At 49.0% G+C, this 21,582-nt stretch carries 22 protein-coding genes; 19 read left to right on the top strand and 3 right to left on the bottom strand.

Going from position 1 to position 21,582, the window contains the following annotated elements:
- Together OCV81_RS01550 and OCV81_RS01545 are read left to right on the top strand one after the other, a co-directional pair.
- On the top strand, positions 1-238 hold a 238-nt coding region (locus tag OCV81_RS01550; RefSeq protein ID WP_262639920.1), incomplete at its 5' end, for a DUF3592 domain-containing protein.
- A gap of 539 nt (positions 239-777) precedes the next feature.
- Complete coding sequence (locus OCV81_RS01545; protein WP_148327874.1) at positions 778-1,857, top strand: FecR family protein; 1,080 nt, start codon at positions 778-780, stop codon at positions 1,855-1,857.
- A gap of 11 nt (positions 1,858-1,868) precedes the next feature.
- On the opposite strand, the gene OCV81_RS01540 is transcribed toward OCV81_RS01545, so the two are convergent.
- On the bottom strand, positions 1,869-2,015 hold the full coding sequence (locus OCV81_RS01540) for a hypothetical protein (RefSeq protein WP_262639919.1): 147 nt from the start codon (positions 2,013-2,015) through the stop codon (positions 1,869-1,871).
- A 72-nt stretch (positions 2,016-2,087) separates the two neighbouring features.
- On the opposite strand from OCV81_RS01540, the gene OCV81_RS01535 reads away from it, so the two are divergent.
- The 12 genes from OCV81_RS01535 (at position 2,088) to OCV81_RS01480 (ending at position 16,625) form a co-directional block, all read left to right on the top strand.
- Positions 2,088-5,237 (top strand): TonB-dependent receptor, encoded by a 3,150-nt coding sequence (locus tag OCV81_RS01535; RefSeq protein ID WP_262639918.1) that lies wholly within the window; start codon positions 2,088-2,090, stop codon positions 5,235-5,237.
- A 238-nt stretch (positions 5,238-5,475) separates the two neighbouring features.
- The gene (locus OCV81_RS01530) at positions 5,476-6,807 is read left to right on the top strand and encodes a hypothetical protein (protein ID WP_148327872.1); all 1,332 of its coding nucleotides are present in this window, start codon (positions 5,476-5,478) and stop codon (positions 6,805-6,807) included.
- Between the two features lie 79 nt (positions 6,808-6,886).
- Complete coding sequence (locus OCV81_RS01525; protein WP_148327870.1) at positions 6,887-7,882, top strand: hypothetical protein; 996 nt, start codon at positions 6,887-6,889, stop codon at positions 7,880-7,882.
- Positions 7,883-8,166: 284 nt separating this feature from the next.
- The gene (gene pstS, locus OCV81_RS01520; protein WP_148327868.1) at positions 8,167-9,273 is read left to right on the top strand and encodes a phosphate ABC transporter substrate-binding protein PstS; all 1,107 of its coding nucleotides are present in this window, start codon (positions 8,167-8,169) and stop codon (positions 9,271-9,273) included.
- A gap of 6 nt (positions 9,274-9,279) precedes the next feature.
- Entirely contained in the window at positions 9,280-9,813 is a 534-nt protein-coding gene (locus tag OCV81_RS01515) for a hypothetical protein (RefSeq protein WP_148327866.1), read from the top strand.
- Positions 9,814-9,918: 105 nt separating this feature from the next.
- On the top strand, positions 9,919-12,243 hold the full coding sequence (locus tag OCV81_RS01510; RefSeq protein WP_148327864.1) for a hybrid sensor histidine kinase/response regulator: 2,325 nt from the start codon (positions 9,919-9,921) through the stop codon (positions 12,241-12,243).
- Entirely contained in the window at positions 12,231-13,529 is a 1,299-nt protein-coding gene (locus tag OCV81_RS01505) for a sigma-54-dependent transcriptional regulator (protein ID WP_148327862.1), read from the top strand. Before OCV81_RS01510 ends, OCV81_RS01505 begins: the two co-directional genes overlap by 13 nt.
- Before the next feature lie 930 nt (positions 13,530-14,459).
- Positions 14,460-14,753 carry a hypothetical protein gene (locus OCV81_RS01500; protein ID WP_005680037.1) on the top strand — a complete coding sequence of 98 codons (294 nt, stop codon included), beginning with the start codon at positions 14,460-14,462 and terminating at the stop codon, positions 14,751-14,753.
- Positions 14,754-14,772: 19 nt separating this feature from the next.
- Positions 14,773-14,949, top strand: coding sequence for a hypothetical protein (locus OCV81_RS01495; protein WP_005680036.1), 177 nt, complete (start codon positions 14,773-14,775; stop codon positions 14,947-14,949).
- An 11-nt stretch (positions 14,950-14,960) separates the two neighbouring features.
- A complete protein-coding gene (locus OCV81_RS01490) occupies positions 14,961-15,320 on the top strand; it encodes a hypothetical protein (protein ID WP_005680034.1) in 360 nt (119 codons plus the stop codon).
- The gene (locus tag OCV81_RS01485; RefSeq protein ID WP_005680032.1) at positions 15,304-15,561 is read left to right on the top strand and encodes a hypothetical protein; all 258 of its coding nucleotides are present in this window, start codon (positions 15,304-15,306) and stop codon (positions 15,559-15,561) included. Before OCV81_RS01490 ends, OCV81_RS01485 begins: the two co-directional genes overlap by 17 nt.
- A gap of 683 nt (positions 15,562-16,244) precedes the next feature.
- Positions 16,245-16,625 carry a single-stranded DNA-binding protein gene (locus tag OCV81_RS01480; protein WP_005680031.1) on the top strand — a complete coding sequence of 127 codons (381 nt, stop codon included), beginning with the start codon at positions 16,245-16,247 and terminating at the stop codon, positions 16,623-16,625.
- 87 nt (positions 16,626-16,712) lie between these two features.
- Here the strand turns inward: OCV81_RS01480 and OCV81_RS01475 are convergent, their stop codons facing one another.
- Positions 16,713-17,006 (bottom strand): HU family DNA-binding protein, encoded by a 294-nt coding sequence (locus OCV81_RS01475; RefSeq protein ID WP_255204174.1) that lies wholly within the window; start codon positions 17,004-17,006, stop codon positions 16,713-16,715.
- A 263-nt stretch (positions 17,007-17,269) separates the two neighbouring features.
- Positions 17,270-17,881, bottom strand: a complete 612-nt coding sequence (locus OCV81_RS01470; protein WP_005680028.1) for a recombinase family protein — start codon at positions 17,879-17,881, stop codon at positions 17,270-17,272.
- 238 nt (positions 17,882-18,119) lie between these two features.
- On the opposite strand from OCV81_RS01470, the gene OCV81_RS01465 reads away from it, so the two are divergent.
- From OCV81_RS01465 to OCV81_RS01445, 5 genes are read left to right on the top strand one after another with little or no spacing between them, the layout of a single operon-like run.
- Positions 18,120-19,169, top strand: a complete 1,050-nt coding sequence (locus OCV81_RS01465; protein ID WP_005680026.1) for a hypothetical protein — start codon at positions 18,120-18,122, stop codon at positions 19,167-19,169.
- Between the two features lie 27 nt (positions 19,170-19,196).
- Complete coding sequence (locus OCV81_RS01460; protein ID WP_005680025.1) at positions 19,197-19,643, top strand: hypothetical protein; 447 nt, start codon at positions 19,197-19,199, stop codon at positions 19,641-19,643.
- Positions 19,640-20,041: a hypothetical protein gene (locus OCV81_RS01455; RefSeq protein ID WP_005680024.1), complete on the top strand. Its 402-nt coding sequence runs from the start codon at positions 19,640-19,642 to the stop codon at positions 20,039-20,041. The genes OCV81_RS01460 and OCV81_RS01455 overlap by 4 nt, the downstream gene beginning before the upstream one ends.
- Complete coding sequence (locus tag OCV81_RS01450; protein ID WP_005680023.1) at positions 20,032-20,622, top strand: hypothetical protein; 591 nt, start codon at positions 20,032-20,034, stop codon at positions 20,620-20,622. The genes OCV81_RS01455 and OCV81_RS01450 overlap by 10 nt, the downstream gene beginning before the upstream one ends.
- Positions 20,612-21,457 carry a helix-turn-helix domain-containing protein gene (locus OCV81_RS01445; RefSeq protein ID WP_005680022.1) on the top strand — a complete coding sequence of 282 codons (846 nt, stop codon included), beginning with the start codon at positions 20,612-20,614 and terminating at the stop codon, positions 21,455-21,457. The genes OCV81_RS01450 and OCV81_RS01445 overlap by 11 nt, the downstream gene beginning before the upstream one ends.
- Positions 21,458-21,582 lie beyond the last annotated feature (125 nt).

Genomic DNA, 21,582 nt, shown 5'->3' with positions numbered 1-21,582 from the left:
TACAGTGGAGGCGGAGATAACAGGCATCCGTGAAGATGACAACCAAAGCATGAACGGACGGCATCCCATCATCGTGAGTTGCCGTTATACGGCATCCGACGGGCGGATATACCTTTTCAGGAGCGGTTCTTTCTGGTATGAGAGTTATGAGATAGACCCTAAAAGGAAAGTGCGCGTTTATGTGGACCGCAATAATCCTTCAAATTATTATGTGGATGTTGACAGTGCGTTAGGATGAAGAGCCGGAAAAGAAAAGAGCCTGTCTTGACCAATCTTGGCGGCAGGCATATTCAGGCTTTGCAAAGGGTTATCCGGATGGCGGAAGCTCGCAAAAGCGGACGGTTGGAAAGAAAATTTCCCTGTTTAATGTTTATTAACGCAAAATCGGGTAACACTTGCCCCGTTCGCTACGAATTACATATAGAGGGGCAAAGCTCGGAAGTGCGGAATGCACAGATGGCGGAAGCCCTGCGAAAGCGGACGTTCGGGAAGAAAATTTCCCCGTTTAATGTTTCTTAACGCAAAATCGGGTAACACTTGCCCCGTTCGCTACGAATTACATATAGAGGGGTAAAGTTCGGAAGTGCGGAATGTGCGGACGGAGGAAGCCCTGCGAAAGCGGACGTTCGGGAAGAAAATTTCCCTGTTTAATGTTTCTTAACGCAAAATTGGGTAACACTCGCCCTGTCCGCTACGAATTACATATAGAGGGGTAATCCTTCTTGAAAGTAAAATGACTGATAAAATAAAGTATAAACAATAAAAACCAGACAGACCATGCCAACGTCAGACGACAACCGCCGCAGCGTTTCAGGCAAAAAGGAACGCAAACTTTGGGAACGGATGAACAAACTCTACCGTAAATATATGGACGGTAAAGCTACGGACGAAGAAAAAGAAACCGTTGATGAACTCTCCGACATCATCATGACAACCATCAAGCCCTGCGCCGAAAAGGAACTCACTTCTGAAGAACAAGAAGAATGGAGTGAAAAGACCTTTCAGGCGATTGCAGGACGATTGGGGATAAATCAAGATGAGGAGCGTCCGCAAAAATCTTTCCCGATACGCGCTGTTGTCCGCCGCAACCTGCTCCGCTACGCAGGTATAGCCGCTTGCATAGCCTTAGTGTTCGGCCTCTCTTACCTGCAATGGTGGAAAGGCGACACACAGAAGTGCATTGCGTCCGGAGACGGCAATGCCGAATGGAGGTACGACAGGGACACCACGGTGCTTTTGCCGGACGGTACGGAGGTCTATCTGAAAGGCGGCAGCCGTCTGGCTCTGGCGGAAGACTTCGGAAAACAGCGGCGCACGGTCTCCCTGCGCGGGCAGGCGTTTTTCGATGTGGCTACGGATTCCACGCGCCAGTTCGTAGTAAGGACGGACGGCATCGAGGCGGTGGTACACGGCACGTCGTTCAGCGTCATGGCTTATCCTGAAACGGACATCCGCCAAGTGACGGTGTGCAGCGGATGCGTGGAAGTCACCAACGAAAAGAGTGCGGTCACCTACGGCAAATACAACCGTGGCGGACAGGTGACCTACCACATTGCCGATGGCAGCGCGAGCGTGGCGCAGGTGGATGCCGACGAGGCCACCGAATGGATGCGCGGAGAGTTCACCCTCGATGCCTCTACGGTGGACGAGTTGAAGATGAAAGTCATGCAGTCATTCGGCAAGACGCTTGTCATCGAGGATGATGCCATCCCTTCCGATGCTGAAATCACGTTCTCGTTCCGTCATGCCAGCCCTACGCTCGACAATGTGATGCGGGGCGTATGCTCCGTCTATGCCGCCGAGTATAGAATATCCGGTAGCCGGGTCATCGTTACCCCGGCGAACAACATAAAATAGCGAACCGCCCTCTACGGAAGAGCGGCTTGTGCCCATAACAGCCATTTTGTGAACGGGCGGACGGTCGGGTGCTGTCCGCAAGCCTGAAATTTCCCCCGCAAGGAGGAACGGCCATCCTTATGCCCTTTTGCGAACGGCTGTGAGACAATGTAATTCATTGAATATTAACAAATAACCAATTAAAAGACAAAAAGAAAATGAGAAAGTGGAGTTTATACTCTAAGATGCAAATGGCAGTTGTTCTGCTCGCCGGTGCGCTTGCAGGAACACCCGTTTGCCCTGCTGCGGCCCATGTCAGCCTTGTAGCACAGTCGGCAGGCCCGCACGAAAGCAGCTATCCGTCAGAGACGATGGACAAACGTCTGAACCGTATCATCGGCAAATACCGGGTGGACATCGGTTACGATGCCGCACAGATGGCAAGGGTCAGTGCCGCGCCGCTGCGCAGTTCATCCCTTGAAAAGGACTTGGCGGCCAGCCTTTCGGGTACGGCCTACTCTTACAAGAAGACGGGCGAACGCACGTATGCCGTTTATAAGACAGGGAGCACGGCTTCGGCTTCCGGCCAGCAGCCCCGCACGGGCAGCGGAAGCCTGACGGGTACGGTGGTCGATAAGGACGGCTTCCCCATCGTGGGCGCTACGGTGCGCATTGTTGAGCTATCGGGCAAAGGGGCAGCTACCGATCTGCGCGGCAATTTTACCGTCAGCGGGCTTCCCACACGCAGCTTTACGGTGGAAGTGTCCTGCATCTCCTATCAGACCATGCGCGTGAGTGACGTGAAAATCAATTCCGGGAAAAGCACTCCGCTGGATGTGATTTTGCAGGAGGCAAGCGAGATGTTGGGTGAAGTGGTGGTGACAGCCACCTACAACAAGGCCAGCGCCAACGCCCTATATGCCAAGCAGAAGAACATGGTGGCGATGAGCGACGGTATCAGTGCCGACCTGATGAAAAAGACATCGGACAACAACGTGGCGCAGGTATTGGGCCGTGTGGCAGGTGTCAATATCGACAACGGTAAATATGTCAACGTGCGAGGCATGGGCGAACGCTACAACAACGTGCAGCTCAACGGCGCATCGCTGCCTTCCACGGAACCTAATCGCCGCAACTTCGCTTTCGACGTGATACCGAGCGGACTGGTGGATAACGTGACTATCGCCAAGACCTTCACCCCTGACCTTCCGGGTGAGTTCACGGGCGGTCTTGTGGAGGTGAACACGCTCGCCGTACCCAACAAGAAGATTTTTAACCTCTCTCTCGGCACGGGCATGAACACGCTTAGCACAGGCAAGGACTTCATGAGCAACACACGTTTCAAGTCCGACTGGTTCTTCGGCAACGTGGACGACCGCAAATGGTATGCCGGGCGCGATGATGCCGCGCTGGAATTAGGTGCACAGAACGCCGCGCTGAAAAACACTTTCGGCATGAAGCGTTACAAGGGCATGCCCGTACAGAACTATTCGCTGACCGTAGGTGCGCCTTTTGAGTTCGGCTACAACCAGAAAATCGGCTTCGTGGCCGCCCTCACATACCGCAACGAGCAGACCGTGGAGGAATACAAGGAAATGAAGACCATATCAAATGACAGCCTGAACGGACCTGGCAAGCGTTACAAGATGGTTTCCGCCATAGGTGCGGTGGCAAATGTGGGTTGGGAAATGCCCAATCATAAAATCACGTGGCGCAATATGTTCAACAACCGATTTACGCATACCAATCTCGAACGTTACATACATAGATATACTACAAAATTTAATACTTATGAGCAATACAGCGTACCCATGCGTAGCCAGCTTTGGCAGACCCAGCTTGACGGTGAGCACAAACTTTTTGACGAAAACCTTATCGTGACATGGAATGCCTCGTTCAATCAGGTGGAGCGTACCAATCCCGACGATCGTTACGCACAAGGTATTGTACAAGGCGATATGAAAGAAGGTATAATTAGCTGGAATCAAAGTATAACTACTAGTCCATTTGAGATACAGCAAGGACATCTGATGTACAGCAATCTGAAAGAACGCAAGAAAAATATAGGATTGAATCTTGAACATCCTTTTGTTATCTCAGGTAATAAACAGATTGTTAAAGCAGGATATATAGGTACCTTCCGCACTTCTGATTATGAGCAACAATACCTGCATGGTATGCCTCCATCCGGCGATAGTGAAAATTGGGAGACTTGGGTTGCCTTAAGAGATGCTCATTTTAACCTAACAGAATTGTATGACCCTAAAAACTTTGCAAGTGGCGCCATCCATTATGTGACAAGCGGTCTTGGTGGAAGTGTTGCTGATTATTATGAAGGAAAGCAGAATATCCATGCCGCCTATCTGATGGGTGAGTTCACTTTCTTCCGCAAGCTGCACCTTACTGCCGGTGTGCGTATGGAAGATGCCAATACGGAAGTGTACACTACATTTTTTGACAGAAATGAGCAAGTAACAAAAGACAGCACAGTAACTGTAAAGAAAACCGACTGGCTGCCTGCCGCCACTTTGGTATATAATATCACGGATAACCTGAACGCCCGTTTCGCTTACAGCCGCACCATAGCTCGTCCGGATTTCCGAGAATTAACGCCATGTACGTATTACAACGTGGACGATCGTGTGGAGATTAGAAGTATGGGGCAGCTCCGTCAATCGCATTCCGATAATTTTGACCTCCGCTTGGAATGGTATCCGCAGGCGGGTGAAGTGCTTTCGGTCAGCGCATTCTACAAGAAATTCAAAGACCCTATCGAAATGGTAACCCGCCAGACCAACGAATTGCAGTATGTGCTCTATCCGTTCAATATAGATGACGCTTCGGTGAAAGGCATTGAAATTAACGTGCGCAAGTCGCTCGGTTTCCTTGCTCCCGGTTCGTTCCTGAAAGACCTCTACTTGAGCGGTAACGCCACTTTTCTGAAAGGTGATGTCACTTACAACTTGGACAAGTTAATGAGCGAGGCGGCCGGAACGGAAAATCGTTCGCAAATGGAAGACCGTAGCCGCCCTTTGCAAGGCTTGGCTCCCTATACCATTAACGCAGGTTTGGCTTATGACGGCAAAATGTTCGGTGCAGCCATCAATTATGGGCGTAACGGACGCAAGTTGGTTTATGCAGGAGATGCGACAATGCACGACCAGTATGAGGCTCCGCGCAATGTGCTCGACATTCAGCTTACCGGACATTTCCTTAATGATAAATTGGAAGTGAAGTTCAATGCCAGCGACATTCTCAACGAGGACATCGTAGTTTACCGGAATTGTAGCTACTCAAATACTGACCTCACATCAGATATGAATTATAACAACGGAGATTGGGTGATGAGCCGCATCAAAAAAGGCGTAAACCTTTCGTTGTCGGTAGGATATAAATTCTAAATAAATATACTAAGATACAAAATAAAAAATGGAGACGAAGACAAGAAAGCCGACCAATACCAGTCAAGTAACAGAATGGTGTCTATGGACAATCGACAGTGCCTATATGCTTGTCATGCGGACAAGTTACATCTGCCATTTGTCCCCGATATAGACATTAAAAGCAAAGCAGTGGTTCACGGTTCCGCTTTTCTTTGACGGAGTTTCCAATATGTTCAATTAAAATTTTAATTAACAAATGAAAAATTCCATTTTTTCAGCCTTGCTGTTAGCCGGAGTGCTTACAGCTGGCATGAGCATGACTTCGTGCTCGAACGAAGACGAGGTGATTAACAGTGTGGACACCCGTGCAGCCCGTTCCATTACCGTGTCTGGTGTAATCAACACCAACACCACGTGGAATTACGATGAGGTTACATTGAATGGAAAGGTGTATGTTACAGGTGGTGCCACCTTGACGATTCCTGCCGGAACGAAAATCATCGGTAAGTACAATGCCGACCCTGCACAAGCATCGGCTTTGATTATTACCCGTGACGGTATGATTGATGCTCGTGGTACAGCATCTAACCCGATTGTCATGACTGCTGAGTCAGGACATCAGACTCCCGGCGGTTGGGGTGGTCTCGTAATATTGGGTGATGCTCCTATCAACCAGACAGAAACACAATACATCGAAGGTATTGAGCAGGCATCTGTTCCTGCCGGAGTTGATGTTTCTTATGGTGGCAACAATGCTAACGACAATTCCGGAACTATTCAGTATGTACGTGTAGAGTATGCCGGTGCTAATGTACATACAGACAATGAATTGAATGCCTTTACCTTTGGTGGAGTAGGTGCAGGTACTACCTTTGACCACTGCCAGGCTTATTATGGCGAGGATGACGGTTTCGAATTCTTCGGTGGTACAGTAAATGGCAAGTATTTGGTTTCTACCAGCACACACGATGACGCTTTCGATTTCGATTTTGGTTATCGTGGCAAGCTTCAGTTCCTTGTGGCTACAGTAGATGCAAGCGGTACTCTGTTTACCAAAGACCCGAACGGTATCGAATGTGACAATGAAGGGGACGAACCTTACGCTTCTACCCCTTACACTCATCCTACCATCAGTAATCTTACAATTATAGGTACAAGTACAGGTCAAGTTGCAGCTTCTGCTATGAGCGATGGTAAATCTTTGAAATCTGCTGCAAATTTCCGTAGAGGATGTGAGTTTACATTAAAGAACAGTATTCTTTATGGCTATCCCATAGGAATTTATTTTACAGATTCACCTCGTTTGGATAATAGTGTATTAGAAAATAATATCATTAGTTCTCAGCCTTCTGGTAATGAAATTGTAGGAGGCATAATTGGTAACAACAATGATTTAGTTGATGCATCTGGTATTGGTTTAACCTCTGAATGGGGAGCATATAAAAATGCCAGAGCATTAAGACCTAACGCAAGTCCTGCTAATGAAGGTGCCGACTTTAACGGTTTGGACAGCTGGTTCACCCCCACTACTTATCGTGGTGCTATTGCGGCAAATAGCAACTGGTTGACAGAAAGTTGGGTTAGATGACAAATGTAACTAACTGAGCGGTTGATAGAGTGTGTATCTTTTTAAGTCACACTCTTCAACCGCTCTTAAAAAAGAGAAAATGAAAAAATACGTTTGCTTTACTTGTTTGCTTATCTGCTTTTTGTCATTTTTTGGATGCGATACAGAAGGAGATAATTGGGATGTTGGATATTATGAATATTCATTTTCCTTTTTCTATCCTGAAGACATAGAGCAAAATTATACTTTTGTGTTTGAAGGGAAAGAAGGAGCCAACGGCATAGTTCCACGGAATACTCCAAACGGACTTCTTGAAATTCATGAAAAAGAAAATGGGAATATAGTATTCAGTCAAAATATCTCATTGGAAGAACGACAAAATATACAATTTATAAAAATCGGAGATAGGATTGACATTTACAGTGAGGACAAATTTATCCCGATGACTCCATCTGTCATATTTACAAATGAGGCCGATAGCTATACTATTTGGTTTAACGACCAAGAACTACAGAATAATGTAATAAATTACATCCCGACCGAAAATTTGACAGGTGATTTGGAAATCAGGAAAACAGGTGAGACAACTCCAATATTCTCAACAGAAGTGACAATCACAGCTGGCATGTCAATAAACATTATGCAACTGTCTGACACTGAATTTTTAGATATTCCAGAAGATACAGAACCAGAACCGACAGTTTACAACACTTCAAAAGTCAGATTCCTTTATACAGGAGACGAAATATTAAACACTGATGAAATCATATTGAAGTTATATAAAGTCGATGTTAACTGGGATTGGTCTTCACAGGTACCAGTAACATACACCTTAACTCTACAGAGAGGTGTAATCTCGGAGTATGTAGAATTTAATATGACAGATATCAACAATGATTATTATATTTATAGTATAGAACTTCCAACAGGTGAAGTCATCATAGATTATGATAGTCAGATGTTTATTAGTGATTATTTGTATGGTGATGATACTTGGAGTTTCTTGGGATGGAAAAAAGCAACTGTTATGATTAGTGGTGGCGGAAATACTATTGAGGTTCTTACGGGATTAAGTATACCTTGGGAGCAACAATAACCGAAGCCCCTCCGGCGACAGGCATCAACGACGCAGAGCGTCGGAGGAGCTTTTTCCTCTTTCCTTAACGACCACGAAACCAGTCCGGCCAACGGCAGGAGCACTTGTCGGGGTATCCAGATGGCACAAAGACGCAACCGCATGGCATACGTGCCGCCCCGCCCCTATGCCACACGGCTGCAAATGATGCCGGGCAAGACCCGAAACCACGTCGGAAAGCGGAAACGGACAAGGAAACGGAAACATAAAAATACTATAACAACAAATTAAAAAATTCAACGATTATGAAATTCAGAAACATCTTCAGCAAGCCGGGCGGAACACTTCCGACGGCTGCAATCAGCGCGCTGTGCGTGGCGTTCATCCTGCTGGCCTCGGCGATGACGGCCTCCGGCGAGACGAAAGACAAAGTGCCGGCCGGAAGCCGCACGGTAGTGACCGCTGCCGGAGCCACCTTCCCCCTGCCTTTCTACAACGAGGCGTTCAAAGCCTACTGGCAGCGTAACAGCGTACCCGTCACCTACGCAGGCATCGGTTCCAGTAAGGGCATGGAAAGCCTGCGCAACCTGCAAACTGACTTTGTAGGCATCGATGTGCCGCCCACCCGCGAGCAGCTCGACAGTCTGCCCGCACAGGCCGTGGTCGTGCCGATGTGCGTGGGTGCGGTGGAGATAGCCTACAACCTGGAGGGCGTGGACAACTTGCGGCTGACGGGCGAACTGCTGGCAGACATCTACCTCGGCGAGCTGACGCGCTGGAACGACCCGCGCATCGCCGCCGTGAACCCCGGCAAGCAACTGCCCGACAAGGAAATCTACCCCATCTTCCGACTGGACGGTAGCGGTACGACCTACGCCTTTACCTACTACTTGAGCCAGACGAGCGGAGAATGGAAGTCATCGGTGGGCACGGGCATGCACCCGCAGTTTCCTCACGGCGTGGCCGCCACTGGCACACCCGGCATTGCCACACTGATAGAGAAAATCCCCGGCGCGATAGGCTATGCCTCATCGGGTTACTCGGTGGCCTATAACCTGCAACGCGCTGAAATACAGAATGCGGCGGGCAACTTCATGCTCCCCACGGCAGAGAGCATAGCCGCAGCCGCCCGCGAAGCGTCGGCCACCAACATCATGATCACCAACAGCACGGCTCCGGAAGCGTACCCCATCAGCTGCTTCTCGTGGGTGATGCTTTACAAGGAGCAGGACTATGCCGGGCGCAGCCGGGGTGAGGCGGAAGCCACGGTGTGCGTGCTCCGTTGGCTGGCGGGTCCCGAAGCGCAGGTCATCGCCTCGCGACTGAACTACGCGCCCCTGCCCACCGAGGTGGCGGCCAAGGCTCTGGAGACATTAGACAAGGTGACGTACAAGGGAAAGGAAATCAAGTAAGACGTGATGGTACAGTACAACGGAATCACGCTCTTCAGGGATGACGACGGAACCCCCTCGCGGATCGACATCGACCTGCACGTGCATGGCAGGGAGCTTAACGCCTTCCTGCGGTCGCACGGGCTGGACACGAAGGAGCAGGGCGACATGGCGCGTTCGGTGACGGCGCACACGCTGTGCCCCGCCTTCGACGACGCGGATCGCGGCGACGTTCGCTACCTGCCCGAAGTGCGCCGCCGTCTGTCCGAAGAAACGGGAAAAGTTTATTCCATGCGCTTCACACGTCCCACGAACATAAGGGAAAAGGAGTTCACGCCCTTGCTGTTGCATCGCATAACCCGTGCATTGCGCCCCCTGCCACGCCGCAGGGAAGCCACCCCCGATGCGTTCATCCGTTTCTGCGGCAAGGACACGTTCTGGACGCGGTTCAGGATGCAGGGCGTGCCGCACGTCACGTGGTGTGTGTTCTACACCGTGCACGACGGAGGCGTGGCGCTGGTGCGCCACCTCACCGCCGCCGTGGAGGAAGACGACATCTGAGGACAGCCACAGCACATACGGAAGCAAGCCCGGCATATAAGATACCGCCCGGCAGCCGCCAACACACGACTGCCGGGATTTTTTTGCCCTGACAGACAACATACAATGGAAAAGAAAGAAAGGAAACTGCAATACAGAATATTGGCGGGATACTTTGCCCTGCTGGCCGTCGCCGGAGGGCTGACCGCCATTATGCTCTACGAACGTGCGCAAATAAGGAAAATAGAGGCCGGCGTGGAGGACATACGCCGTGTGCGCTGCGATATGGATACCGTCCGCGACCGCATCATCCGGCTCTCTCTGCTGGGCGAGGGTGTCATGGGTTGGCGCGAGGCAGACTACCTCTGCTACTGCACATATCGCCTGCGCACGGACAGTCTGCTGCTGTCGGTAAAGCCGCGTTGCGCGGAATACGTGCACCCGGCACAGATAGACACGCTCCGCACCCTATTGGCCGACAAGGAAACACACCTCCGCCATGTCATGGAAGCGGTGGAACGGCAGGACGAGGCTGACAGCCTTCTGGTGAACCGTCTGCCAGAAGTAGCGAGGAGGGCGACGCGCGTCCGCACAGTGACACGGAAGAAAAGCGGGCTGGCAGGAGTGTTTGGCGGAAAGAAGAAAGTGCAAGTGCTTCCGTCGGCCGGGGAACTGCATAAATTCAGCGACAACCTGATAGAGCTGCAACGGCGGCAGGCGGCGGAAATGGATGCCTGCTCTGACAGCCTGCGTGTCCGCAACCGGGCGCTGAACGCAGAACTGGAACGGCTGATACACAGCCTTGACACACAGGCACGGGAAGCCTTTGCAAAACGGGAGCGAAAGATATCGGAAGCGCAAGCTCTGTCCGCGCAGCTGTTCACCGCCACCCTGTCTGCCGCCATCGTCCTGTTGCTGCTTTCCTATCTCGCCATCCATAGGGAAATGAAACGGAACGCCGACGAACGGAAGGAACGGGAGAGGCTTATCGGCGAACTGCAGGAAAGCAAGCGCACGAACGATGAACTGGCACGTTTCAGGCGCAACCTCATCCGGAACGTCACCCATGAGCTACGGACTCCGCTGACTGCCATTGGTGGCAACGCCGAACTGTTGCTGAACGACACGGAGGCGGACAGCCGCATGCGCCATGCCCAAGCCGTAAGGAACGCCGCCGGACGCATGGCGGGAATGATAAACGACCTGCTGGTGTATTTCCGACTTGACAGTGGCAAAGAGACTCCAAATATCAAACCGTTCAGGCTGCGTTCCGTCGCCGAAACCCTACAGGCAGAGTTCGGACCGCTGGCGGAAGGGAAACGGCTTTTCCTCAGGGTTGAGTGCAGAGCGGACGAGATAGTTTGCGGCGACAGAAGCCGCATCCTGAGCATCGGCAGCAATCTGCTCTCCAATGCAATCAAATTCACCCCAAGCGGCACAGTCGCATTAAGCACAGATTATAAGGACGGCACATTCACCCTGACCGTGGATGACACGGGCACGGGCATGACCGAAGAGCAGCTGACGCTGATATTCAAGCCATTCGAGCGGTTGGGCAACGCAGTGACGGAAGATGGTTTCGGGCTGGGACTTGCCATAGTCCGCCACCTTGTGCGCTTGATGGGCGGTACCGTCAGGGTGGAGAGCGTACCAGGAAAAGGAAGCCGTTTCACTGTGACTCTGCCATTGCCCGTGGCGCAGGAAACGGCAACAGGCGGAAAGACAGGCATGAAGCATCCCGCATTGTCCGGCAGCTCCGTGCTGGCAATTGATAACAACGGGATGCTGTTGGACATGATGAAGGAAATGTACAGGCAAAGCGGCGTGGAGTGCGACACTTGCCAGAGCGTGGACGGACTGACCGACCTGATGCGTATGAAAGACTATGACTTACTGATAACCGACCTGAAAATGCCGGAGATGAACGGCTACGAGGTGCTGGAACTGCTGCGCACGTCGGAAATCGGCAACTCGCAGACTATCCCCATAGTTGCCGCCACCGCCGCAGGCTATGTGAAAGAAGGTGAACTGAAAGCAAAAGGGTTCGCCGCCGTGCTGTACAAGCCCTATTCCATAGGCGAGTTGCTGGCCGTCACGGAAAATTGCGTCAAGCCAAAGGGTATAAACAATATAGACCTTTCGCACTTGCTCGCTTTCGGTGATAGGCGTCGCACATTGGAAAAACTGGCAATCACGACACAATCCGACATGGACGGAGTGCGCAAGGCGGCGGAAGCCGGGGACATGGAGGCGTTGGACGGCTGGATACACCACCTCAGAAGCTCGTGGATGCTGATAAAGGCGGAACAGCCGTTGGCGGCATTGTATGAGGCCATCCATAAAGAGAATATAAAGAATGAAAATGTGCAGTCCGCTATAAACGGAGTGTTGGAGCAAGGAAGTATCATCATGGAAATGGCAAGGAAGGAGGCGGAACGATGGGACGGATAATCGTGATAGAAGACAATTTTGTATTCTCCGACTATGTATGCAGGTTGCTGGAAAGCAAAGGTTTCCAAAATATCAGCACTTCCACCTGTCACGGCGCACGAAGGTTGTTCGCCAGGATGCAGGAGGATGACATCGTACTGGCCGACATCCGTCTGCCCGACGGAGACGGCATCACCCTTTTGGAAGGACTGCGGAAACTGGGAAGGAACAACCCCTACATAATCATGACCGAGTACGGCGAAATCTCCGCCGCCGTCAGGTCTCTGAAACTGGGCGCGGAAGACTTCATTCCCAAAAACCTGTTGGAAACGAACCTGCCTCCGCTCTTGAAATCCCTGCGGAAAAGGACAGAGCGGTATGAGGAACCTGTTTACGAGCGGCAGAGCGTGGCTTTCCGTGAAATAAACCGCAAGATAAGGTTGGTCGCCACTACTAACATGAGTGTCTTGATATTGGGCGAGAGCGGAACAGGCAAGGAACATATCGCTGGGAAGATACATGCAAGGAGCAAACGTGCAGGCAAGCCATTCGTGTCCGTGGATTGTGGGCTGCTGTCAAAGGAGCTTGCCGCCTCCGCCCTGTTCGGACACGAGAAAGGGGCGTTCACGGGCGCGGAGAACCGTAAGACCGGATATTGGGAAGAAGCCGATGGTGGAACTCTGTTCCTTGACGAGATAGGCAACTTGCCGCCTGAAGTGCAACGGATGCTGCTTAGGGCGTTAGAATCTAAACGTTACAGGCCCGTGGGTGGTACTGAGGACAGAAGGGCTGACGTGCGGATAGTCGCCGCTACCAACGAGGACATGAAAGTGGCCGTCGCCGAAAGGCGCTTTCGTGACGACCTGTACCACAGGCTGAAAGAATACACACTCGCCATACCGCCGCTACGTGAGTGCAGGGATGACATTCTCCCGCTTGCTGACTTTTTCCGCGACCATGCGAATAGGGAGTTTGACCGTCATACGACCGGGTTTGACGAATCAGCGAAAAAGGCATTACTCTCCTGTCCGTGGAAAGGCAACGTAAGGGAACTGAAATTGACCGTGCGCCGCGCGGTGCTGTTTACCGAAGGCGGGACGGTGACGGCGGAAGCGTTGGAAACGGAGGACGGCGAAGGAAGGAAACCGCCGTCCATGAAAGACTTGGAGAAGGCACATATCATCCATACACTCGAAGAGGCCGGTGGAAACCGAAAGCTGGCAGCGGAAATGCTCGGCATAGGGCGCACCACGCTCTATGAAAAGATAAAAGCATACGGGATAGGACAGAAAAAGGACGAAACATGAAAGATTCTGAAGCCAAATGCCTATCTTTGTAGCGACATTTGAGAAACCGGGGTTTTGATGCAAGTCATGCCCCGAAAAGATATTGTATAGAATAAGACCGCAAGACGTTCTAATGGAAATCTGGAAAATTTAGTTATATCTCAAAATTTCACATCATAATATCTTGTAAATTAATAGTTTATATTGTGATGTGTTTTTATCAAGAAACAAATTAGGAACAGAAACACGAATTATCTTATTTTCTTGTTTTTTTGTTTGCACTACCTTTCTTTCTCTTCACTTGTTCGTACTTTGAGTATTTTTCCAAGTCTTTTCACACGATTTTCATCCTCTCGCCAAGAGTGATTGTTGCAGTCATCTATGGATGAATAACCACAGCCAAAAGAAAAAAGGACAAATCTCTGTTTCTTTCAAGGAACATTGTTTTTTGCAAAGGTAACCATTTCCCTCAAAACACCTATACAGGCAGTCCAATATATCTGCCTATATTTAGTTTACTTTAGTTTAGCATATATATAAGCTAATAGACTAAACTAAACCTTTACCGAAGTTCTCCCCCTTACTTTTATATTCACAGTCAAAAGAGAAGATAATCGCACCGATATTTTCTTTTTTCGCTGCATCCCAATTTTACGGAAGTTCCTTTTATCGTAACTTCTGCCATAGGCATTCTATCCTCGCATCCCAACTTTCGGTCTGCCTGATGAGAATTGTGTCGCAAAGGTACTTGTCATGTCTTTCTTGTATTCAAGGTCACAGCCTGACGGTTCCCGACAAAATCTCCACGCTCCGCTTTGCAGAGGTCGTATTTGGTCGTGAAACCCTGCATAAAGAGCCATAACACCTTTTGAGGCGACATAATTTTCAATCAAGCCCGAAAGTAGCTGAAATGCTAAAAGAGGGAAAATAAAAAACTTAAAACTTAGGATTATGGCAAACTATGCAACAAACATTTTCTACGCAAGGACGGAAAACAAAGCAGACCTCGACAAGATAGAGGCATTCTTGGATGACACTTTCGACGGCTTTGTCAATAGACACAGCGATAGCGTGGATGCGGAGTTTACCTCTCGTTGGGTTTATCCGGAAGAAGAAATCGACAGACTGATAGCTTCGTTGGAAGCCAAAGACAAAACTTATATCAAAATTCTGTCCTACGAATTTACAGACGAATACGTGAGCTTCAGAATCTTCTCACAGGGGAAATGGGATATCAAGTTGTAACCGTAAAATGACATGACTTATGTACGAATACGAAGAAAATAGCGAAATTATAGGTGCGCACTGCACCTTGCTTACCCCCTATAAAGGCTACTCTGAGGGAACAGTTGTCGGCGACTTCGGCAATAAAATAGTGGTGCGTCTTAGTAGTGGCAAAGAGGTGGTCGAGTATCGTGATGAAGTGATTATTTACGATTAAATACAAGAGCGATGCAGCAGATAGCAATGAAATTCGTCCAATGGGACGTACCCGAATTAGAGAAGCTGAAAGACAGCAGGGTTTACCAGTTACGGGAACAACTTGATAACGGAGACAAGTTGAGCCGTGAAGACAAGAACTGGATTACCCGAAACGTGAAAGAGTGCATCCATTTCAAAAGAGGTATCGCATTGATGGGCTACTTCTTTGATTTCTCCGATGTTCTCAAACGATATTTCGTAAAACAGCACGGACATATCGCCGAGTATTACGCCATTGACAAAACAGCGTTGCGCTCTGTCCTGTATGGTCGAATAGAAGACATAGTAGAAGTAGAATTAAAATCAAAGAAACATGAAAGCAACGATTGAGCATAGCTTTTGTCCTTATTGTGACGAGGTAACAGAACTCTACTTCCGTATCATCAACACGATTCTTTTCTCAACCGATGAAGCGGAACTGCGTACCGGCATGGAACGCCTACAAGAAAAAACACGCCTTGATGATTATTTCGTCTTCGGCTATGGCAAGCATCACCTATGGGTTTGCCAAAGACGTCCCAGTAATCAAAAAAAGATTTTCGAGCATCGGGTAATCATGGCAGAATTTTGATGATACAGGCAGGCAGGAACGGGATAATCTTCCATTCCTGCCACGCCGCATTCCCTTTTTTACATCTATCTCTCTCTTTTGGCTGCGCCATATCCTTTTGTAAAAAACAGCCATTCGTGAAAAGCTCCGTCCGCTTTTCCGAAAAGCAGGGTTCTTTCCTTTTTCCCTTTTGTCCCCTTTTCTTTCTGCCGGACGGGAACATGGCAGTACCCCGATATCCCGTTCCGCCTTTTGTCGCCACTTCGTTGATATTCCCTTCTGCGGTACCGCAACCTGTTGTCAGTTCAGTGTTCTGTTTGTAGCCACCTCAATTCAGTCCGACCGAATTACACGAAAATACCTGCCGATTCTGCGGACTTACAGCCGAAACGCGCACCATTGTGCCGGTGGACGGATTGCACTTTCACTTCCCCTGCAACTACGGTTTTCCGCTCATTTTCAGAATAGTTTTCCGCCGAAGTCATCATCATTTTCCGATGCAAAGATAGTATGCAGACGGGAACGACTTTGGAAGTCTTGACCAATGGCACAGCCGTACAATCTTCCTTTATCGAGCCTTCCGGTTTTGCCTACGGACAAAAATAAAGAGTATTGATGCGTCCGGCCTTGGTGCATCCCCTTAACTGCACCTACTTTTTGAGGCAGCGTAAAATTGATTTAATAACTTCTAAAAACAATTCATTATGAAAAAGATTGAAAACAATTTCGTAGTAACCGGTTTCGTAGGAAAGGATGCAGAAATCCGTCAGTTCACCAACGCAAGTGTAGCACGTTTCCCTCTGGCAGTAAGCCGATTGGAGAATAATGGCGAGGAATCCAAACGCGTTTCCGCCTTTATGAATTTTGAGGCGTGGCGTAAAAACGAGAACACCGGGTCGTTCGACCAACTGACCAAGGGTACGATGCTGACCGTCGAGGGGTATTTCAAGCCCGAAGAATGGAGCGACCAAAGCGGTGTGAAACACAACCGTATCGTGATGGTCGCCGTCAAGTTCTATCCGCCCGTCGAGAAGGAGGAAACTCCTGAAAAGCCGGCCAAACCAGCGAAAAAAGGCAAGAAATAATCCTTGCCTTATCACGACAAAAGCGGCCTTCGGGTCGCTTTTGTTTTACTCATTACGGTGTTGTTGCACCATCTGTACTTTTATACTCTACTTGTTCTCTTTTACCGCATTCAGAAATGCTTTGGCAGGTTTGAATGCAGGGATATTGTGAGCGGGAATTTTAATTGTCGTATTCTTCGAAATGTTCCGGGCCGTCTTTTCAGCTCTCCGTTTGATGATAAAGCTACCGAACCCGCGCAAGAACACCTCGTTTCCCGCAACCATCGACTCTTTTACATTTTCCATGAATGATTCTATCACAGTCATCACCACCGTTTTCTCTATTCCGCTCTGCCGTGAGATCTGAGCGACAATTTCCGCTTTTGTCATATTGTTCTTGATTTTTATGAATACGGTGCAAAATTAACAAATATCTGCCAGTTACAACAATCCGGAGTTATTTGTCATCCCGAAAACTGCTTTTGCTGAATCCTCCGAACACGCCCCTCAAAAGCCTGCCCACTACCAAGAACACCAGCAATAAAATTATAATATCTCCCATAGGTCTTGTTTTTATATAGTTATATCCAACTTAAAGATACGAAAAAACGATGAATTACGCAAGCAATCTATTGATTTTCAATATCCATATTGATTTATAAGTTCTATTTCCGGATGCCCGGCACTCGTCCCGGTGTTCGGTTAAGCTGAACCTTGTATTTATTGAGAATGCTGTACACGGTGCTTTTACTTTGGACACCGCTTTCTTTCCAAATATCACGGATTGAATACCCATTGTTATACATATCCACGATTTTTTTGTCCCGTTCAGTTTTACTCATACTTTTTTTGGAAATCGGAATACTGATACTCTGCTGCAGGCGTATAATTTTATCCGACGACTTCCGCAAAACAGCCACTTCCTCCGGTAATGCCCCGAACATGGCCAATACTTCCGCCGGTGTCGTGTCCGGAAACAATTTGTTGTCGGTGTCAATTTTATCGTGAATGGAGATAATACGCACGACCTTGATGCGGCATAGCTCAATCAATGCCGATAGTTCCCGTAAACCACGAACGGCATTGCTGAATTTTGACATCACCAATTCGTCTCCTCTTTCAAGATTCGACATCAGTTGTTTCCATCTCGGCCTAAGCGTCTCGTGTCCGACCGATTCTTCAACCACCTGTACACACCCATATTGGCGCATCCATTCCTTATCCGCATCAAACGCATCGTAGGAATTAGCCTCGAATATATAACCGACTTTTGCCATATCAATATACAATATTCATGATAACAAGTGCAAATATACAAGTTTTATTCGAGTATATGAATCATACTATATTAAAAAACGAAAATCGTACATTTCCACGTGTTTTATCTTCACTTGTTTTCATTGGTAATCATACTATTAAGTACGATATTAAAAAATGCACAAAATACGGTTTTTCGGATGCGAAGTATCAAAAATAATATATAGTTTTGCACTAAATAGTACGAAATGATATAGTATGAAAACATTAAAATCGAACTTAAAACAGCCGATAATCTTTGCCAAAATAATTGCCGTTTCGATTGCCATATTCCTATGCGCGTCATGCGACAACGGCAATGGCAAACGATTGGCGAAAGCCAAGAATGACCCTGCCGGAACATACAGGGAATACCTGTCCGACATACGCAGGCAGAAAAAACTCTCCATTAAAGAATTGGCCGGACACCTCAAGCAATGGCAAACATTGAGGGATTCCGTATTCCTGCATCTCGAATGTGATACGCTTGGCCGGCTTCATTCCACTGTAAGAGAAGAGTGTGAACAGATACATGATTCCATCCGCATGGAATTTTCACGGATGGTGCTGTCTCAAACACGCACTTATAAGGATATACTGTGGGTAAAAGAACAAATCTCACCGCATCTTGAAGACAAAGAGTTGCATCGTGCGGCTGAAACAATCCGACCGTTCTTTGCCTCATTGGATAACCGGCCCGTCAGTCAGAGAAACCGACAACACATTCTTGCCACTTATCGAACTACCCTTGCTGAAACGATTGATTACGGTATTCATTGTATGGCAGACCTGACGACCTTTATCGAAAAGGAGGATGCCGTGTACCGGGCATTCCTTTCACGTCTGCCTGATTTCGACGGCGAGAATCTTTCCGACATCACTCATGACACGGAACGATGCTGTGCACAGATATTCCTTGCCGCCGAACGGAACGACATCACCTATCGCAATGCCATGATTTATCTGGCCATGCGCACCAACCGCAGGCTGATTCAGAATATCCGAACCTGTATCGACGACATCTGCAATAAAAAAGTCAAGACACCGGCACAGGCACAAGCCTACATCTGGATGCTTCTCCAGCCTTATTCGTCGTTGGACGGTTTCTGCCTGGCGTTGCTTTCAGCCGAAGAAAGAGAGCAACTCGATATGCTTGCCTCGCAGACACCCGACGCTTTCAGGGAGTTGGGCAGGATGCTGCACCCCGGAGACAACCGCTTGGACGAGCTGCCCGGAATGCTGATGGAGGCATTCATACACACGCTGTAAAATATAACAACAGAAAAAGATATGAATATGTTACGACATTTTTATAATGACTTCATGGCATTCGTCCCCCTGCAACTTCCGCAGTTGCTCGATGTGACGACGATGGAAGAACCGCAGTTCTACGGCGACTATGTGCTGCTTACGTTTCCGTTGCGCACCCCTTACGAACTGGACGAAGTAATGGATATGTTCGAGGACGACATGGAGTTGATCACGCTCTACCACCATATTCCGATGCGGACGGAAAAATTCGGTCACAGCACTTGTGCATACTCGAATCCCGCTTTCGGACAGATGTTCAAGATGAACGCCAAGACGGATACGGAGGGCAATGTAAACAGCATCCTTGTCACCATCTATGATTCTTTGGAGCAGATGTACGGGGACTTATGCCTCGACTTGGAACTACACTCCAAAAGCGGGTTCCTGAAATACAAGAAAGACAAGTCCGACGTGCTGATGAATTTTATATGAGAAACACCTTATACCGACAGATGGTCTATTGCATCAATGCCTACCGGACGTGGATAGAGGTTGCCGATGACAATCTCTACAAGGAGCATATCATCTCAAGAACCGACCGCACCGACTACCTCGTTTCCCGTACATTGGTACTGCGTGCCTTCAAGACGAACGGCATACACGCCGAGGGTACGACATGGACTATTCCCGAACACGAACTGGACAAGGCTTTGGCCATCTACCGAAAGCAAGACATTACATTCAAGCAGCGCATCAAGAAAGCGGCCATGTACTTTTCGCCCAAGGATGCCGAAACCCTTATCCGGCTGGCGACATACGGTATTGTCCAGTTGGAACTCATTGTGCGTCCCACTCCCATACCCGAAAAGCCCTATTACTTATGTTACTGAATATCCTGCTACTCATTTTCTGCGCGATACCTTTCGGGGTATCAATGTCATTGTACAAGAACAACAAGCGGTTCATGACACCCTTTTACATGGCAATGGCACGAAGCGGCAACGCCCGTAAACTGTATGTGCAAGTATGGCTGATATGCCTGCTTCTTTTCCATTATGTATATGCCTGTGGACATATGGGTGAGTTTGGAATCCTACTCTCTACCGGTGTCTGTGCCGCAATGTTTTCGTTCCGACGGACGGACAACTGGTTACGCAGGTTGCTTGACCGCCCCCGTGCATTTGTCACACTCGCATCGGGCGCACTGGTCATCGGCTTTGTGCCGCATCTGTACACCTTGGCGATAACCATTGCCTATCTTCTTCTGGCAGCCCTGTTCTATCCCTCCGTTCGGGTCATGTCCGAATGCAAGGATACGGACACACTTTCCGGATGGGCAAAGCATCCCGGAATGTTGTCAGAATCCTATCACGAGAATCATCACGCAAATCTGCCGCATGAAGCGGACAGCGGCAACACTGATATATCCGCACAATATGAATCATTAAAACCGAATGAAAATGAAAAATAACCAAAAGATACCTGTTTCCATATTGGCAGACAGGGAGGTATTCGAATATCTCAAGGAGAAAGGGGATGAACGCAAAACACGCACCGAAGCGTACTGTGACCTGTTGGACAAATCACTGGCAGGTTTCGTTTCTCCGTTTTTAAGAAAGAAGGCCTACGTGCTGCAACCCAACCAGTGCCACCTGACCGTTTCCGACCTCGCATCGGAGTGGCATTGGCACAGGGCTACCGTCCGTTCTTTTTTGAGTGCAATGGAGGCATTCGGTTTGCTGACCCGCATCCAGCTTCCCAAAAGCGTGGTCATTACCATGACCGTACAATCCGGTCAGGCAGCACAGCCCCGCAATGCACAGGAGCAGCCGGACTTTGCCAGACAGCTCCGTGAGGTATTGTCCGATTGGGTAATCGGCAAAACGACCGCTGCCGAAACTGGCGTAATATGTGGACAACTCGTAAGTCTGGCAAAGACTGAAATTGCCGACCGTGACACCGGACTCTGTTTGGACACCCATTCCAACACGACCTCCGCACATTCCGGCACTTTGGTCACGGAACATCGTGAAACAGCCTTGTGCTGCATCGCCCACGCCGCCCTGCAAAAAATCCTGCACAAGTCGAGATTCGATGACAGTTCGCCGCTTGTGGATTTCTTCCGGTTTGACCTCGGTGAAGAATGGGCTGCTTTCATCGAGTCCGCCAAAGACCTCGCCGGGCTGATTCTCGACACCGAGGCATCAGTGACGGACTTCGACATGGACGAAGACCAAGAACGCCTCAAATCGCTTCGCAAACCTTTTTTATCGCTTCTGGCAAAGGCACAGGCGATGGTGGATTGAACCGGGAGTCGAAAACAGATTGTATAACGCGAACAATCCACCTCCATCCCTTAACGGTTATCCTGCCGGTTATAGGAGGCACACGGGCTTGCCCGTCTGCCACGAAACAAAGGGAAGGGGGAGCC

Source organism: Phocaeicola fibrisolvens, from assembly GCF_025567125.1.
Lineage (GTDB): Bacteria > Bacteroidota > Bacteroidia > Bacteroidales > Bacteroidaceae > Phocaeicola > Phocaeicola fibrisolvens.
This window is presented reverse-complemented; position numbering and strand designations above follow the sequence as displayed.